The 15,715-nt window shown below is 68.0% G+C and carries 14 protein-coding genes; 8 read left to right on the forward strand and 6 right to left on the reverse strand.

Annotation, left to right across the window (positions count from 1 at the left end; translation table 11 throughout):
- Positions 1-13: 13 nt before the first annotated feature.
- On the forward strand, positions 14-1,138 hold the full coding sequence (locus ACIP5Y_RS19135; protein ID WP_400351583.1) for an HAD-IIIC family phosphatase: 1,125 nt from the start codon (positions 14-16) through the stop codon (positions 1,136-1,138).
- 79 nt (positions 1,139-1,217) lie between these two features.
- On the opposite strand, the gene ACIP5Y_RS19140 is transcribed toward ACIP5Y_RS19135, so the two are convergent.
- Positions 1,218-1,883 (reverse strand): class I SAM-dependent methyltransferase, encoded by a 666-nt coding sequence (locus ACIP5Y_RS19140; protein ID WP_400351584.1) that lies wholly within the window; start codon positions 1,881-1,883, stop codon positions 1,218-1,220.
- 193 nt (positions 1,884-2,076) lie between these two features.
- Between ACIP5Y_RS19140 and ACIP5Y_RS19145 the strand changes: the two genes are divergently transcribed.
- A complete protein-coding gene (locus tag ACIP5Y_RS19145; protein ID WP_400351585.1) occupies positions 2,077-2,853 on the forward strand; it encodes a thioesterase II family protein in 777 nt (258 codons plus the stop codon).
- A 56-nt stretch (positions 2,854-2,909) separates the two neighbouring features.
- Here the strand turns inward: ACIP5Y_RS19145 and ACIP5Y_RS19150 are convergent, their stop codons facing one another.
- The gene (locus ACIP5Y_RS19150; RefSeq protein ID WP_400351586.1) at positions 2,910-4,775 is read right to left on the reverse strand and encodes a BTAD domain-containing putative transcriptional regulator; all 1,866 of its coding nucleotides are present in this window, start codon (positions 4,773-4,775) and stop codon (positions 2,910-2,912) included.
- A 1,189-nt stretch (positions 4,776-5,964) separates the two neighbouring features.
- Here ACIP5Y_RS19150 and ACIP5Y_RS19155 point away from each other — a divergent pair.
- Positions 5,965-6,507 (forward strand): ester cyclase, encoded by a 543-nt coding sequence (locus ACIP5Y_RS19155; protein ID WP_400351587.1) that lies wholly within the window; start codon positions 5,965-5,967, stop codon positions 6,505-6,507.
- A gap of 91 nt (positions 6,508-6,598) precedes the next feature.
- Here ACIP5Y_RS19155 and ACIP5Y_RS19160 read toward each other — a convergent pair whose 3' ends face one another.
- From ACIP5Y_RS19160 to ACIP5Y_RS19170, 3 genes are read right to left on the reverse strand one after another with little or no spacing between them, the layout of a single operon-like run.
- Complete coding sequence (locus ACIP5Y_RS19160) at positions 6,599-7,336, reverse strand: ABC transporter permease (protein ID WP_400351588.1); 738 nt, start codon at positions 7,334-7,336, stop codon at positions 6,599-6,601.
- Positions 7,336-8,079 (reverse strand): ABC transporter ATP-binding protein, encoded by a 744-nt coding sequence (locus ACIP5Y_RS19165; protein ID WP_400351589.1) that lies wholly within the window; start codon positions 8,077-8,079, stop codon positions 7,336-7,338. The genes ACIP5Y_RS19160 and ACIP5Y_RS19165 overlap by 1 nt, the downstream gene beginning before the upstream one ends.
- A gap of 11 nt (positions 8,080-8,090) precedes the next feature.
- Positions 8,091-8,753, reverse strand: coding sequence for an LppX_LprAFG lipoprotein (locus tag ACIP5Y_RS19170; RefSeq protein WP_400351590.1), 663 nt, complete (start codon positions 8,751-8,753; stop codon positions 8,091-8,093).
- 74 nt (positions 8,754-8,827) lie between these two features.
- Here ACIP5Y_RS19170 and ACIP5Y_RS19175 point away from each other — a divergent pair, with 74 nt between their 5' ends.
- From ACIP5Y_RS19175 to ACIP5Y_RS19185, 3 genes are all read left to right on the forward strand, one after another.
- Positions 8,828-9,181, forward strand: a complete 354-nt coding sequence (locus tag ACIP5Y_RS19175) for a PadR family transcriptional regulator (protein ID WP_400351591.1) — start codon at positions 8,828-8,830, stop codon at positions 9,179-9,181.
- A complete protein-coding gene (locus tag ACIP5Y_RS19180; RefSeq protein ID WP_400351592.1) occupies positions 9,166-9,834 on the forward strand; it encodes a permease prefix domain 1-containing protein in 669 nt (222 codons plus the stop codon). Before ACIP5Y_RS19175 ends, ACIP5Y_RS19180 begins: the two co-directional genes overlap by 16 nt.
- A gap of 124 nt (positions 9,835-9,958) precedes the next feature.
- Positions 9,959-10,312, forward strand: coding sequence for a hypothetical protein (locus ACIP5Y_RS19185; RefSeq protein WP_400351593.1), 354 nt, complete (start codon positions 9,959-9,961; stop codon positions 10,310-10,312).
- Here the strand turns inward: ACIP5Y_RS19185 and ACIP5Y_RS19190 are convergent.
- Positions 10,281-11,888, reverse strand: a complete 1,608-nt coding sequence (locus ACIP5Y_RS19190) for an FAD-dependent monooxygenase (protein WP_400351594.1) — start codon at positions 11,886-11,888, stop codon at positions 10,281-10,283. The genes ACIP5Y_RS19185 and ACIP5Y_RS19190 overlap by 32 nt on opposite strands.
- Positions 11,889-12,032: 144 nt before the next feature.
- Between ACIP5Y_RS19190 and ACIP5Y_RS19195 the strand changes: the two genes are divergently transcribed.
- A complete protein-coding gene (locus ACIP5Y_RS19195) occupies positions 12,033-14,762 on the forward strand; it encodes an ATP-binding protein (protein WP_400351595.1) in 2,730 nt (909 codons plus the stop codon).
- A gap of 60 nt (positions 14,763-14,822) precedes the next feature.
- A complete protein-coding gene (locus tag ACIP5Y_RS19200) occupies positions 14,823-15,623 on the forward strand; it encodes a BTAD domain-containing putative transcriptional regulator (RefSeq protein ID WP_400351596.1) in 801 nt (266 codons plus the stop codon).
- The last annotated feature ends 92 nt before the right edge of the window (positions 15,624-15,715 follow it).

The following is a 15,715-nucleotide window of genomic DNA, read 5'->3' on the forward strand; positions in this document are numbered from 1 at the left end:
CGGAGAGGCGACCATGACCACGAAATCGGTACCCGCGCAGCCTGTCACGGTGAAGTGCCTGGTCTGGGACCTCGACAACACCCTGTGGCAGGGCACGCTGCTCGAAGACGGTGAGGTGGTGCTCGCCGAGACCATCCGCGACGTGATCGTCGAACTGGACTCGCGCGGCATCCTGCAGTCGATCTGCAGCCGCAACGACCACGACCCGGCCTGGGCGCGACTGCAGGCCCTCGGGCTCGCCGAGTACTTCGTGCTGCCCGAGATCGGCTGGGGCCGTAAGTCGGACGCGGTGCGCCGCATTGCGGAGCAGCTGAACTTCGCGCAGGGGACCATCGCGTTCATCGACGATCAGCCCGCCGAACGCGCCGAGGTGAACTATCACCTGCCCGAGGTGCGCTGCTACCCGGCGGAGGTGGCCGCGACACTCACCGGACTGTCCGAATTCTCGCCGGCGGTGAGCACCGTGGACTCGCGTCGTCGCCGCGAGATGTACCAGGCCGGATTCCGGCGGGACGCCGAGCGCACCGAATTCGACGGTGCGGACGAGGATTTCCTGCGCTCGCTCGAGCTCGTTCTGCGCATCGGGCGCGCCACCGAGGAGGAGCTGTCCCGGGTCGAGGAGCTGACACTGCGCACCAGTCAGATGAACGCCACCGGTGTGCACTACTCGGATGCGACACTGCGCGCACTCCTACGGGATCCGAAGCACGAGGTCCTGGTCGCGGCCATGTCCGACCGCTTCGGCCCGCACGGCGCGGTGGGTGTCATATTGATCGAAAAGCACGCCACCGTATGGCATCTCAAGTTGCTGGCCACCTCGTGCCGGGTCGTCTCGTTCGGTGCGGGATCTACCCTGCTCGCCTGGCTCGGGGACCAGGCGTATCGCGCGGGCGTGCATTTCGTGGCCGACTTCCGCGCCACCGACCGTAATCGCATGATGGAGATCGCCTACCGGTTCGCCGGTTTCGACGACGAGTCGTGCGACTGCCGCGCTGCCCTGCCGGCCCCCGAGGTCGAGGGTGTCGAGCGATTGCACCTGCTGCCCGCCGAATGGAGCGGGTCGGCCACCACGCGGCTGGATGCGCCCGACTTCATCGGCGCGCCGGCAACCGGTCTCGAGGCCGCGCGCCGCTCCTGAACCGAAAGCCCCGGCGAGACAGCGATAACCGCGTCTCGCCGGGGCTCAGGCGTTGGTACACGCCATGTTCTGCGAGGGCTCAGGCGAGCCGGCGGGCCAGGGTGATGCCGTCCGCCATGGTCAGCATGCTGATCTCTACCCGGTCGTCCGACTGCAGCCGGTTATTGAGCTCGCGCACACCCTGGGTGTCGGCATCTTGTGCGGCGGGATCGGCCACCCGCCCGAAGAACAGGGTGTTGTCCACCACGATCAGGCCGCCGGGCCGCACGAGTTCGAGTGAAAGTTCGTAGTACCGCGGGTAATTGGCCTTGTCCGCGTCGATGAACACCAGATCGAACAGTGCCGGGCCGTCCTGGGCCAGCAACTGCTCCAGCGTCGCGCCGGCGTCGCCGACCCGCAGTTCGATGCGGTCGCGCACCCCCGCACGTTCCCAATACGGGACGCCGATCGAGGGCCACCGGTCGGTGATATCGCAGGTGATCAGGCGCCCCGCCGCGGGTAGCGACCGCGCGAGGCACAGTGTGCTGTACCCGGTGAAGGTGCCGATCTCCAGGATCGCGCGGGCGTTCACGAGTCCGGCGAGCAGGGCGAGCAGTTGCCCTTCCTCGGCGAGCACCTGCATGGCCGTGCCGCCCGGCAGATCGGCTGTCTCCGTCCGCAATTCGCGCAGGATCTCGTCCTCGCGCAGGGAGACGTCCCGGATGTAGTCGGTGAGTTGTGCGGTGACGGCAATCTGATCAGCCACGATGATCCTTCGTAGGGGAGCGGTCAGGACGGTGCTCACCGGCGCGACCCTCGTCCGGCGTGTGCACCGCGGGCGAATTCGATGCTGGCAGGGGCCGATATCGTTTGCGTGGCGCGCGGGTGTCCGGTGCGGCGGCCCGCGCGCTATCGCGGCGGAACGTGCGAGCCACGGCGCGCGAATACGCTGCGAGAACATGGACGACGAGAAGAACTGGTTCAGGCGGCTGGCGCCCGCGGATCGGGCCGGGCACCGGCTCGTCTGCTTCCCGCACGCGGGTGGCGCCGCGAGCTACTTCCTGCCGGTGGCGCGGGCGCTGGCGCCGGAGGTCGAGGTCGTCGGGGTGCAGTACCCCGGTCGTCAGGACCGCCGCCACGAGCCCGGCATCGGGGATATCGGTGAGCTCGCGGACCGCATCCACGAGATCATGCGGACGTGGAACCCCGTGCCGCTCACCCTGTTCGGGCACAGCATGGGCGCCGTCATCGCGTTCGAGGTGGCCCGGCGGCTGCGGCGGGACGGTCCCGGCGGGCCCTTGCACCTGTTCGCCTCCGGGCGCCGCGCACCGCACCTGCAGCGCGGGGAAATGGTGCATCTGCGCGATGATGCCGGAATCGCCGCCGAGGTGCGTGGGCTCGGCGGCACCGAATCCCCGCTGCTCGAGGACCCGGAGGTGCTGGCGATGATCCTGCCCGCCCTGCGCAGCGACTATCGCGCGGTCGAGACGTACCGATTCGTCCCGGACGGTCCGCCGCCGTGCCCGATCACGGTCCTCACCGGCGACCGGGATCCGCACACCACCGTCGAGGAGGCCCGGGAGTGGGCCCGGCATTCGGGAGACCCGTTCGCCGTCAGCGTTTTTCCCGGTGGCCACTTCTTTCTGAGCAGTAGCGCCACCGAGGTACTGGCTCTCCTCTCGGATCATATCGCCGCCACCGGGTCGAGCCGGGTGACCGGTCTGCGGGTGGAGTGATCGGCTCGCGGTGCAGGGCGTGGCGCGCGAATATCCGCGTCCCGCACCGCATTCGGTCAGGACGGGAGTGGTTCGGCGGACCCGAAGGACACGTCCGTCGGGTAGCCGTGCTGGCTGAGGCGGCGCAGCGCGGCGATGTAGTACCCCGACAACTCCTCCTGGTACAGGCGTTCGCGAGCGAAGGCCCAGCTCAGGCGATCGATGGTGTAGCGGTCTCGATTCGGCCCGCGCAACAGGTGCACCTCGGCCAGATCCTCCAGCAGATCCTCGGCCCGATTCTCCGAACATTCCAGCAGCACGGCGATGGTGTGCGGCCGGATGTGGCGGCTGGAGATCATGCCGAGCCAGCGGAAGGCCTTGCGTAGCTCGTCCCCGTCCCGGGGCCGATGGCCCAGTGCTTCGTACCAGCGGTCCAGGGCGGTGCGCATCGAGAGGTCCCCGACCTGCAGTTCGTTCAGGATGCGCTGCGGATCGGCGAGCCTGCGGGCGGTTTCGTCGAGGCTGCGGTTCGGCCGGTTGAGCAGGCGCAGGCCGATGACGCGCAAGGCCAAGGGCAGGCCGGAACAGACCTGTACGACGGATCGGGCCGACTGGATTTCATTGTCGATCCGTTTCTTGCCGATGATCCCGGCCAGCAGGTCCATCGCGATGTGCTCGTCCAGCGGCGCCAATGCGATGGTGCTGGACCCGTCGAGGTCGGCGAGACGCCTGCGGCTGCCGACCAGGACCCGGCTGTCGCCGCTGCCGGGCAGCAGCGGACGCACCTGGGCCGCGTCGCACACATCGTCGAGCACTATCAGTACGCGGCGCCGGGCGAGGACGGATCGGTAGAGGGCCAGCCGGTTGATGTCGCTGTCCGGGATGGCGGCTCCGGGCAACCCCAGGCTGATCAGGAATCGCGTGGCCAGCGAGCCGGGATCGACCGATGAGCCGTCCGGTCCCGCGAGGCTCGCGTAGAGCTGCCCGTCGGGGAAGTCGCCGCTGGCGGCGTGGGCGACCCGCAGCAGCAGGCTCGTCTTCCCGATGCCGGCGGCGCCGGTGACGATGCCGGCCGCCACCGCCTGCCCGCTGTCCGATCGGGCGGTGAGCAGCTCGTACAGCGCATGGGTTTCGGTGCTGCGGCCGGTGAAGTCCCGTACCTCGGGCGGAAGCTGTGCGGGCATGGGCATTTCCGCGCTTTCCACCAGGGGTGGGGGATCGCTGTGCGGTGTGGAGGCGATGGTGATGGCCGGTTGGTCTTCGCCGCGCAGGATGCGGCGTTGCATCTCGCGCAGTTCCACGCCGGGTTCCATGCCGAACTGCCCGATCAGGTCGTCTCGGACCCGCTGGAAGAGTTCGAGCGCTTCGGGTTGCTGCCCGGCACGGAAGAGCGCGAGCATGAGCCGGCCGACGAAGGCTTCGTTGAGCGGCTGTTCGCGCACGACTTTGCGGAGTTCGGGCAGGATCTCGGCGTGGCGGTGTAGTTCGAGCTGCATGTCCACCCGCCAGCCGAGGGTCTGCAGCCGTAGTTCGCGCAGGTGGCCGCTTTCGGACTCGTGCAGTCGGGAGCACGGTACGTCGGTGAAGGGGTCACTGCGCCACAGGCTCAGCCCGCGGTCGAGTTCTTCTACCGCGCCCGCGAGTTCCCCGGTCTCGGCGAGTGTCTTGGCTGCGCGCCGATGGGACAGGAACCTGCCGAGATCGGTGTCGTTGTCCTGGATCTGGATTCGATAGCCGGGCGCGCGGGTCTGGATTCGTTCCACTCCGAACGGGCCGAGTGCCCGCCGCAACCGCATGACGTAGGTGCGGACCGTGGCCGCCGCGCTCGGCGGGAGTGGATCATCCCAGACGAATTGTGCGATGCGGTCCACGGAAACGATCTTGTTTGGATTGAGCAGCAGCGTCGTCAATACGATGCGCTGCCGTGGTGCCGAGATAGCCACTTCACGTTCCCCCGAGCGGACAACCAACGGGCCGAGAATCAGGAACTCCACTACCTCTCCTTCTGGGAGCAGTACGGGACAGGCCCCCCTGTGCCTGAACTGCTTACATGAACCTGTCCATCCACTGCCGCCCGGCAGCCGCCCGGTGATTCGCCACCGATTCCCCCTCCGGCTCCCGAGTTATTGCAGGTTCAACACGAGTTGAATCAGATAAGACGGAGTAAATGCATGACGCGCACATCGATGGGCGCTTCGATTATTTCGTGAACTTCTTGTCGGTAAATATATGTGGAGCGAATTGCGAAAGTAATACTGGCGAATTCTGAGCGACAATGAACGCGGACACTCCGCAGAGTGCGGACCGGGACAACACCTCCTGAACCAACTATCGAACTCATCGTGAACTCGGCTGACGCTACCAGAGGATGTACACTACCGTCGATAACAGTAATCTCCGGTCTCCAGTATTCCTCAGATCGCTTTCATGCGCCTTTCGGGGCCGCGTCGTCCTTGTTTCGGATAGGCGACCGACCGGTCCGTATTGGGCGAAAAGCGAGCTTCTTTGCTGGTCCGGCCGTTTGCGTGCGCGCCCACCCCTCTGTGTGATCGTCGCCGCGGGGCGGTGATAGCGGTCCGCTCTGGAATTGATTGCGGCACGCGACCTTCGGTACCGATGTCCGCGTTGCGGCGGTGGCCGCAGCCGACCGGCCTTCCGCCGGCCGGTGCCGAACGTCGTCCCCCGGGTGTGCCCGCACCGCCGCAGCATGCTGTATTCCGGCCGGGCGTCACCTCCGGCCGGGGCGATAGAAAGGGTTCGGCAATATCCGCCGGCGCCATTGTTCGGCCGGATTGTTTCTGCCGTTAATTATTCGGACAGCGTGTTATTCCCGAACCCGACCAACTCGTCGGTAGGGTATAGCCCGGCTGCTCGGCGCAGATAATCGGCAATCGGAAATCTGATCACCGCAAATCGATCACCGACTTTGCCGCAGCTATCATGAGGCGAATCTGCTGGATCGCATGCCGAGGACTCGGTGCGAGGTCATGCAACAGCCGTCCCAGTGGCATTCGAAATTCGAACCGCGCAGTTGTTTTGTTATTGGCATTATCCGTGCGAAAAGCCCGTTCGACTCCGGTCGGAGGTGCACACTGTGAATACGGTTCTTACGATGAAAAGAGGAGAATCATAATGTCAACACCCTCGAAGTCCGGCATGCTCGAAGCCAACAAAGCGGTAGTCCAGAGCTTCTTCGATCAGGTAGTCAACAAGCGCGATATGACCGCCATTGCCGATCTCTTCGCACCCGATTCCCGGGGCACGCTCGAAGCCGGCGGCAGTACCGCATTCGAGGCCGTGGCGAAGCCGAGCGCGGCCGCCGCGGCGGCCATGCCCGCACAGTCGGCGCAGGCCATCCACACGATGACCGAGCAGGCCCTGGAGGCCTTCCCCAATATGCGGGTCCAGATCGACCTCATGGTCGCCGAGGGAGATACGGTCGTGGTCCGCTGGACGGAGACCAGCAATCACTTCACCGGAATCAGCGGCAATGGTCAGAACGTGCCGATGTCGAGCATCGATTTCTTCACCGTCCAGAACGGCAAGATCACCTCGCTCGTCTCGCGCCCCGACCTCACGGGCGCCCTCAAAGCCCTCAATTCACTACCTGACGCGCTGTCGTCACGCCTCGCCACACCCAATCCGGGAGCAAAGCTGTTCCGCGCCAACCGCTGACGGCCTCGGGGCATAGAAAACCGCGTCGGCCTTCGACCCGCAACGTCCTGGTGCGATCCAGGAGTTGCGGGTCGGAGCTGTAAGAGGGTGATCAGTTACTTCGGCGGCGGAGGGTGGCCGCCCCGGCGAAGAGCGTCGCGACGGCGAAGGCCGCGATGACGAGCAGATCGAGCCAGAGCCGGGTGGTGGGCAGTGGGAAAGTGCCGACCTCGCTCATGGCTTCGGCGGCGTAGCGCAAGGGCATGACATCGCTGGCGATCTGCAGCACCGTCGACATCTCGTCGCGTGGCCAGATCAGGCCGCACAGCAGGATCTGCGGAAACACGATGGCGGGCATGAATTGCAGCGCCTGGAATTCGGTGCGGGCGAAGGCGCTGGTGAGCAGGCCGGTGCAGCAGCCGAGAATGGCGGTGCTGACGGCGATGAGCAGGACCGTCGCGATATTGCCCTGCGTGCGCAGATCCAGCAGGCCGTAGGCGACGGCGCACGCGATACCGGCCTGGACGGCGGCGAGCAGGGCGAAGGCGAGGGCGTAGCCGAACAGTAGATCGAGTTTGTGCAGGGGAGTGCTGAGCAGGCGTTCGAGGGTGCCGCTGACTCGTTCGCGGAGCATGGCGACGCTGGTGATCAGGAACATCGAGGTGAAGGGGAAGATGCCCAGCAGCATCAGCCCGATCTGGTCGAAGATGTCGAGCCGGTCGTCGAAGATGAAGCGCAGCAATGCCAGCAGCAGGCTCGGGACGGTGAGGACCAGTGCGATGGTGCGGCGGTCGTGCCGGACCTGGGTGAGTACCCGCAGCGTGGTGGCGAAGGTGAGTGAAACAGACATCAGGCGGGCACTTTTCGGTTGTCGGAGGTGTCGGTCCGGCGCAGGATCAGGCGCAGGAAGGCCTCTTCGAGGTCCGGTGCACCGGTGGATGCGCGCAGGCCGGCGGGTGTCTCGTCGGCGAGCAGCCGGCCGTCGCGCAGCAGGAGCAGGCGTTCGCAGCGATCCGCCTCGTCCATCACATGACTCGAGACGAGCAATGTGGTGCCGGCGTCGGCGAGTTCATGGAAGCGGGCCCAGATATCGCGGCGCAGCACCGGATCCAGACCGACCGTCGGTTCGTCGAGGACCAGTACGGCGGGATGCGCGAGCAGTGCGCACGCCAGGGAGACGCGGGCGCGTTGTCCGCCCGACAGTGCGTCCACCATGCGATCCGCGATATCGCCCAGTCCCACCTCGCGAATCGCGGCATCGGCGGAAGCCGTTCCGGTGCCTTGGATCTTGGCGAAGTAGCGGGCGTTCTGGCGAATGGTCAGATCGCCGTAGACCGACGGTTGTTGTGTCACATAGCCGACCTGCCTGCGTAGCTCGGCCGCCCCCGCCGGCCGGCCCAGGACGGTGACACTGCCCGATCGGATGCGCTGCACGCCGACGATGGCGCGCAACAGGGTGGTCTTGCCCGATCCGCTGGGTCCGAGCAGGCCGGTCACGCTGCCCGGCGGCAATGCGAAACTGATCTCGCGCAGCACCTCCTGCTTACCGCGGCTGACGTTCAGATCGCGCACTTCGATGGTGTTGTCCGGCATTTCGGGTTCCTTCACGATTCGATGCCCGGCACCGAGGCCGACTGTGATTTGGACACCGTGACGGTCAGCTGAGCGTCGGGGTGTTCCGGAAAACCGAGCACGGTCTGCAGCGGAAGGTGGGCTCCGCGCACCCGCACCCAGACCGTCAGGGTCGCGTCCCGGGTCGTGCCCGGCAGTATCGAGGCGAGCGACCGGGCGGGCACCACCGCCTCGATCTTGAACGCGTCGACGCCGGTGAACTGTTCGCGCCCAACGGTTTCCGGGTTACGCAGCGAGCGCAGTAGCTGTGTCAGCCCGCCGTCGCGCCCGATCAGCGCGCTCGGACTGGGGAAGCCGGCCGGCATCGGGACGAGAGCGCCCTTGTCGGACTTGCTGAAGACCTTGCCCTGCGCGGCCACGAACCGTGTCACCGATCCGCTGGGCAGCGTCGCCGCACCGGCAGCGCTGCCGCCATTGTTCTTCGAGACGTCGGCGTCGAGCTTGCGCAGCGGGAAGCCCGGTACCGCGCCCGCGGCCTGCAGGACCACATGCGCGGAACCTATTGCGCCGGCGGAGATCGCGGCATCGCGCATCATCAGCCCGGCATCGGGCAGTCCGCCCGATCCGTCGGCGCAGCCGGTCAGCAGACCGGCGGTGGTGAGCGCGACCACCGCGCTCGTGATCCAGTAGCGCACCGGGAACCTCCTATGGGTAGGGACGCTACCCAAAGGCTAGGCGACTTTTCCGTCGAAGGGTAGGGTTGCTACCCATGAGTGCTGAAGTGTTGAAAGGACACCTCGACGGCATGATCCTGGCCGTGCTCGCCGACGGCCCGCGCCACGGCTACGGCGTCATCGATGCGCTCCGCACTCGTACCGGCGGCCGATTCGACCTCCCCAAGGGCACCATCTATCCCGCACTGCACCGGCTCGAACAGGACGGGCTGATCGACGGCGCGTGGTCTCGTGAGGGCGGCCGGCAGCGGCGCACCTACACGCTCAGCGCCGCCGGGCATCGGCGGCTCGGAGTGGAGCGGGCGTCCTGGCGGGACTTCGTGGCGGCGGTCGGTGGTTTGATGGAGGGGACCGCCGGAATGGGGGAGGAGCCATGTCCCGCACTGTGATCGACGACTATCTCGACGAGCTGGGCCCGCGGCTGACGGGCACCTGGTGGGAGCGCCAGGCGATCCTCGCCGAGATCGGCGACGGCTTGCTCGAGGCCGCGGAACATTATCGCGCACAGGGACTTTCGCCGGAGAACGCGCGGTCGGCCGCCGTCGAGGAGTTCGGCGGGCCGAGAGACGTCGCCGCGGAATTCGCACCGGTGCTGTCGGGCAAGCGGATTCACCGCTACGGCTGCACCCTCACCAGCCTGGGCCCGGTGATCGGCCTGCTGTGGGGGACCGCGGCCCTGCTGGGATCGTTCAGCGCGGTCCCGCGCTCGCTGACCATCCTCGGTCTCGTCTTGATGGGGTGTGCCGTACTCGCCGGTGTGCCGTCCGCGGTCGCCGCCATCGCCTCGACCGGCCGCGCCAGCCGTTTCGTCCGCATCCCCACCCGATTGGCCGCCAAGGCGCTCCTGGTCACAGCCACGATGGCGGTCTTCATCGACGGCACCCTCCTGATCACCCTCCTGACCCTGATCGCCGAAGCCCCCCGCGATCTCGTGGTGCTCCCGGTGACCCTGGGCGCCCTGGTAAGCATTGCCCGCATCACCATCGCGGTCACGAGCGTGCCCCGCCTCGGCCCCGCCCGCGCCCTGACGGCGACCGCGTAGAGCTGCGGCAGCGTGCTTTTCACGCTCGGATGATCGAATGTTCCGCCCGGCAGGGTTGAAACGGGATTGAAACTCCGGTTGCCGATAGTGGCGTCGAGATCTTCGACCTACCAAGGAGCATTCCATGTTTCGAGCTGCTGTTATCGGTGCCGCGGGCATTATCGCCGGGAGTATCGCGACCGCCGGATCCGTCTCGGCCGCACCCGCTTACGACGTGTGTGGTGAGGCGGAGTACGTGACCGACCTGGAAGTCTCGCTGTATCACGGCCAGCCGCCGGCGGACCCGCAGGCCGCGGCGGCGCGGGCGCAACTGTTCGGCGCGAATGCTCCGGCCGAGATCAAGACCGATGCCGTCATCGAGGGCTATGCCGAAACCGCCGTCCTGGATGGCGTGCCCGTCTCGTTCGTGTACAGCCTGGATCCGGCGATCCAGGCCTGGGGTGACGTTATGGACTGGCATACCGATCATTGCCTGTAATCCCTTCCGGCGCCGCACTACCGGGACTGTTGACGGTGGTGAGGGTGTCGTGAAGGAGGTCGGCACGGGATGGGCGGTCGGACCAGGCGGCGGCGATATGGCCATCGGGACGGACCAGCAATGCCCCGTGCCGGCCGAGGCGGCATTCGTCCGCCTGTTCGGCGGTGAGGGATTCGAAGCGCACCGGATAAGCCCCGGATCGTTGCTGCTTCCACAGCCACCGGTCGGGGGTGAAGACGGTGAACCATTCGCCCATCGCGTCGAGGGTGGAACGGTCGCCGGTGAGCCACAGGTGCGGCATTCGATGCCCGGGCTCGGCGGTGGGGATGTAGTCGGTGCCGGAGTCGGCCGCGGCATCCTCGGCGGCGAGGACGGCGGCCGAGCGATACGTGACGCCGAGCACCAGGCCGAGCTGGGCGAAATACTGCTCCGACCAAGGCAATTCGACTTCCCCGGAGGGCGTCGTGCCCTCCTGTAGCTGGGCGTGCCGCCGCTGTTGCGCCTGCGCCATCAGCCGGGAGTTGGCCACCGCCTGATCCAGGGTCCGATGCGCGACCGGAAGCCGTTCGGCCGCATAGGTTTCCAGCAGACCCGGTGCCGCCCAGCCGGACAGGACTCCGGCCAGCTTCCAGCACAGGTTGTGCACATCGCCGATACCCGTGTTCATGCCGAGACCACCGGCGGGCGGTACGGCATGTGCCGCGTCCCCGGCCAGCAGCACCCGGCCGTGCCGGAAGCGTTCCGCGACAAAGGCATTCACAACCCAGGGCTGGACCCGGATCACCTCGATGTGAATGTCCTCGCCCGGACCGATGGCCTGGGCGACGAGTTCGGCCCAATCGGCGAGCGCCTGTTCGCCGGAGACGTTACCCACCCAGGCCCAACCGCCCTCGGGATACATCGGGCCGAAGAAGCCGTGCGCCGTCATGTAGACGCCCGCGGGCTGTTCACCGCGCCACTCGTTCAAATCGGCGTCGAACACGACGGTGCTGTTGCTCCCGATGGCGCCGGGCCCGGTGGTCCCGATCCCGAGCTGTTGGCGGACAGTGGAATTCGCGCCGTCGGCGGCCAGGACATACTGCGCGCGTACGCGGGCCCGCATCCCGCGGCGATGATCGACCAGGCGAGCCTGCACTCCGTCGGGCTCATCGATCAGGTCGAGCAATTCGACGCCGAACCCGATCGGCGCATCCGCAGCGGCCAGCAGCAGTGGTTCGAGCCGATCCTGCGAGGTGACGACACCGACCACGGGACTCTCCGGAATCGGGCCATCGATCCCGATCATGGCCGCGCTGGCGAAGTCCGGGGCGCGGAGGGTGTCGCGGAATCGCACCCGCCCGTACTCGGGGGCGAACGCCGTGGCCGTGACCGCGTCGGCGATTCCCAGTCGCCGGAAGATCTCCATGGTGCGCACATTGACCAGCCGGGATCGGGGAAATGGCGACAGCTCACGGTGTTTCTCGACCAGCAGAGTGCGCACACCCCACCGTTCCAGGAGTGCGCGGGCGGTCAGGCCGACCGGTCCGCCGCCGACTATGAGTACCTCTACCTCGGCATCCGCCAGGGACATGTCCATCTCCCAACTCGTTGCAGCGCTCTGCTGGCGCCCAGTTTGCGAGAATGGCCTTGCATCGACATTTCAGAATCCCATGGCGGGCAGGGACTGTTAGGGTTCGGGCGAGGGAGGGAGGGAGCCACGCGGCACAGTAGGTCACCTTTCGTGGGGCGGGAACGCGAGCTGGCCACGCTCGTCGAGCTGCTGGACGCGGTGGACGCCGGTGCGGGCCGGGTTGCGCTGATCGCGGGCGAGCCCGGGGTGGGAAAGACCCGGCTCGTCGATGTGCTGGCGGAGGATGCGCGGGGGCGGGGTATCCGCTACGTGCGGGGGCGTGGACTCGACGACGAGGGCAGTCCGCCGTACTGGGCGTTCCGCGAGATCCTGAAATCCTGGCATGACGGCGCCGAACAGCTGCTCGTCGCACCCGAGTCCTCGGCCGAGCGGTACGCGGTCTTCGAATCGGTCACCGAATATCTGGCGCGGGCCGCCTCGGATACCGGTTTGGTCGTGCTGCTGGACGATCTGCAGTGGCTCGATCCCGGATCCCTCGCCTACCTGACCTACTTGGCGCGCAGCATCGGTCACGAGCGGATCCTGGTCGTCGCCACCTACCGCGATACCGAGATCGTCGGCCGGGAGGAGCTGCGGAAGACCTTGTCGGCGCTCGCGGACGAGCCCGCGGTGAGCCGGCTGGAGCTGGCGGGGCTCAGCGAATCGGAGGTCGGGCAGCTGCTCACCGATCTGATCGGCGACGGTCAGGCCGCCGCGGAGGTCTGCGCCCGCACCCGCGGCAATCCCTTCTTCGTCACGGAACTGGCCCGGCTGCTCTCGAAGGACGCGAATGCCGTACTGCCGGAACGGGTCCGGGATGCGGTGCGGGGCCGGCTGGATCGGCTCGGCCCGGCCTGCCGCGAGATCGTGGCCGCCGCGGCCACGGTCGGTTCGGGAGCGGGCACCGGAGCACTGGCCGCGATCACCGAATACGGGGTGCCGGCGGTCCTGGCCGCGCTCGACGAGGCGAGCGCGCGGGGAATCCTTTCCAGCACAGGCGGATTCGAGCACGATCTGGTGCGCGAGACCGCGCGCTTGGAGATCCCGACCGCGCGGCGCCTCGAATTGCACAGGCGCATGGCCGATTACCTCATGCAGCGGGTCGACGCCAACGATCGGGTCGCCGAGATCGCGTTCCACCTGCTCGGCTCGCTGCCGGCGGGCGATCCGGCCGAGACGGCGCGGTGGGCCGAACGGGCGGCGAACCGGGCGATGAAGCAACTCGCCTGGGAGGAAGCGGCGATGCTGTTCGGCCGCGCCGCCGATGTATCCGCCGATGCGGGACTCGGTGAGGGCGATCGTGCCCGCCTGCTGACCGGCAAGGCGCGGGCCCAGGCGCGTGGCTCCGATACCGACGGCGCCCGCCGTTCCGCGCTCGCGGCCGCCGAACTCGCCCGCGCGGTCGACGATGTGCCCGCCCTGGCCGATGCGGCACTCGCCCTGGAAGGGATCACCGACCACTGGATCCAAGCGTGGAAACCGTTGCACGAGGAGGCCTTCGAACGCTTGCCGGACGGCGACAGCGCGCAGCGGGCCCGGCTGCTGGCGCTGTGGGCGATCCAAGCCTCCTACAGCTCGCCCGGCGAGGCCGAGGCGCGATCGGCCGCGGCCCTCGAGATGGTGGAACGGGTAGGTGATCGCCGGGCGCTGCGGGAAGTGTTGCGCGCCAGGCAGATCGCCCGCAGTGGGCCCGACGGCGTGCACGAGCGGGTCACGCTCGGTGACCGGATGACCGCCATCGCCGTGGCCGATGACGATGACTTCGCCGCCTTCTGGGGCCATATCTGGCGCTTCGACGCCTTCGTTCAGCTCGGCCGGATCGACCACGCGGAGACCGAATTGGTCGCGGCCGGCAGTCGCGCCGAGATCTTGCGTTCACCGCTGGCGCGCTGGCACGCCACCCGCAGCGCCGCCGCGCTGGCCCTCGCGCGCGGACGCTTCGACGAGGCCCGGGATCTCGCCGAACGGGCGCTGGCGCTGGCCCGGCTGGCCTCGCATATCGGTGCGATCCGGCCCTCGGAGGGTTTCCTCGCGATGGTCGATGTGCCGACCGGCCGCGGCCGGGAACACGCGGACGACTACTGCCGGGGTGCGGCCGCGGCCTTCCCGCCGCTGCGCGCCTTCGGTGCGGTGATGGTGCTGGGTGTCGGCCGCCGGGCCGAGGCGGAACAGCTCTACCGGACCCTGCTGCCGTTCGATTCGCTGCCGATCTTCATCCTGCTGACCGTCCTGGCCGACACCGCGGCGCTGGCAGCCGAATTCGACGATCGGGGGATGGCGGCCGACCTCTATCGCAGGCTCGCACCGCACGGCGACCTGTTCGCGTGCAACGGTGCGGGAATCACCGCCGTGCGCGGCAGCGTCCAACTGCCGCTCGGCCGTTGCGCGGCGACGCTCGGCAGGCTCGACGACGCGGCACGGCATCTGCGCAAGGCAATCGAACGCAATGAGCAGACCGGATTGCGGCCGGCCGAGTTCGAGGCCCGATTCGAATTGGCCCGAGTGCTGGCGCGCCGCCGCCGGCCCGGCGACCAGGACGAAGCGGCCGCGATAGCGACGGCGACCGCCGCCGGCGCGGCGGAGATCGGCATGATCCCGCTGGCGGAACGCTGCCGGGAACTCGCCGAATCCCTGGCCGATGGCGCGCCGGGCCCGCTGACCCGCCGGGAACGTGAGATCGCGGAACTGGTCTCGCGTGGACTGACCAACAAGCAGATCGCGGCCGCGCTGCATATCGCCGAACGCACCGCCGAGAACCACGTACAGCACATTCTGGCCAAGCTGGGTTTCGCGAGCCGCGCCCGGATCGCGGCATGGACGGCCACCAATCGCCGGAACTGAGTACCGCGGCTGAGTAGTCCCGCGGACGTGAATCCACGTGCCGACGGCAACGATCGGGTCATGACGACGGAACGTCCACCCGCACTGTTCTTCCGGATATTGGGGCCGACACAGGTCGAACGCGATGGCGCCACCCTCGGCATCGGCGGGCGGGTGTCCCGGCGCATGCTGGCCGGCCTGATCGCCGCCGCCGGGCAACCGGTCTCCGATGATGCCATGGCGGAACACATTTGGGAGCACCCGCCCGCGCGGGTCGTCGAAACGCTGCGGGTGATCGCCTGGCGGCTCCGCGAAGCCCTCGGACCCGACGGCCGAATGCTGCTGCCGCGCACGGAATCCGGTTATGCGCTGTTGCTGCGGCCCGGCATGACCGACGGTGACCTTTTCGGTGAGCGGGTGGCACGCGGCATCGCGCAACTGCACAATGGTGACCCGGCGGCAGCCGCCACCACCTTCGAAGCGGCGCTTGCCCTGTGGCGCGGGGAGCCCTGGGCCGATCTGGGCGGCTCGCTGCAGCTGATGGGCCCGCGGCACGCCCTGGCCGAATTGTTCGAAGCGGCAAGCGAAGAACTCCTCGCGGCGCGGCTCGCCGACGGCGACACGGCCACGGTGATCGCCGCGGCGCGCACCGCAGTCGCCGCCGGACCATATCGGGAACGCCGCTGGGAGCTCTTGGCACTCGCGCTCTATCGCGGCGGACGCCAAGCGGAGGCGCTGGCGGAGCTGCGGCGCGCACGGCAGCTGCTGGTCCGCGATATCGGCGTCGAACCCGGGCCGGCGCTGCGCAGCCTGGAACGCCGAATCCTCGCCCACGACCCCGGGCTGCTCGCGCCGAGCGTCCGCGAGCGCCTGTACGCCTGACCGTCCCGCATTGAAATGGCTTTGAAATCGCCGCCTGCGAGCATTCGGGGCCGCACCCGATCCACCCCTGCGAAAGGACCGACCGATGTCGA

This window comes from Nocardia sp. NPDC088792, assembly GCF_044750615.1.
GTDB lineage: Bacteria > Actinomycetota > Actinomycetes > Mycobacteriales > Mycobacteriaceae > Nocardia.

Coding starts and splice junctions, on each gene's coding strand:
- ACIP5Y_RS19190 (WP_400351594.1), bottom strand. CDS start 11,888: ATGGACATGTCCCTGGCGGATGCCGAGGTAGAGGTACTCATAGTCGGC.
- ACIP5Y_RS19160 (WP_400351588.1), bottom strand. CDS start 7,336: ATGTCTGTTTCACTCACCTTCGCCACCACGCTGCGGGTACTCACCCAG.
- ACIP5Y_RS19135 (WP_400351583.1), top strand. CDS start 14: ATGACCACGAAATCGGTACCCGCGCAGCCTGTCACGGTGAAGTGCCTG.
- ACIP5Y_RS19145 (WP_400351585.1), top strand. CDS start 2,077: ATGGACGACGAGAAGAACTGGTTCAGGCGGCTGGCGCCCGCGGATCGG.
- ACIP5Y_RS19200 (WP_400351596.1), top strand. CDS start 14,823: ATGACGACGGAACGTCCACCCGCACTGTTCTTCCGGATATTGGGGCCG.
- ACIP5Y_RS19180 (WP_400351592.1), top strand. CDS start 9,166: ATGTCCCGCACTGTGATCGACGACTATCTCGACGAGCTGGGCCCGCGG.
- ACIP5Y_RS19175 (WP_400351591.1), top strand. CDS start 8,828: ATGAGTGCTGAAGTGTTGAAAGGACACCTCGACGGCATGATCCTGGCC.
- ACIP5Y_RS19185 (WP_400351593.1), top strand. CDS start 9,959: ATGTTTCGAGCTGCTGTTATCGGTGCCGCGGGCATTATCGCCGGGAGT.
- ACIP5Y_RS19165 (WP_400351589.1), bottom strand. CDS start 8,079: ATGCCGGACAACACCATCGAAGTGCGCGATCTGAACGTCAGCCGCGGT.
- ACIP5Y_RS19155 (WP_400351587.1), top strand. CDS start 5,965: ATGTCAACACCCTCGAAGTCCGGCATGCTCGAAGCCAACAAAGCGGTA.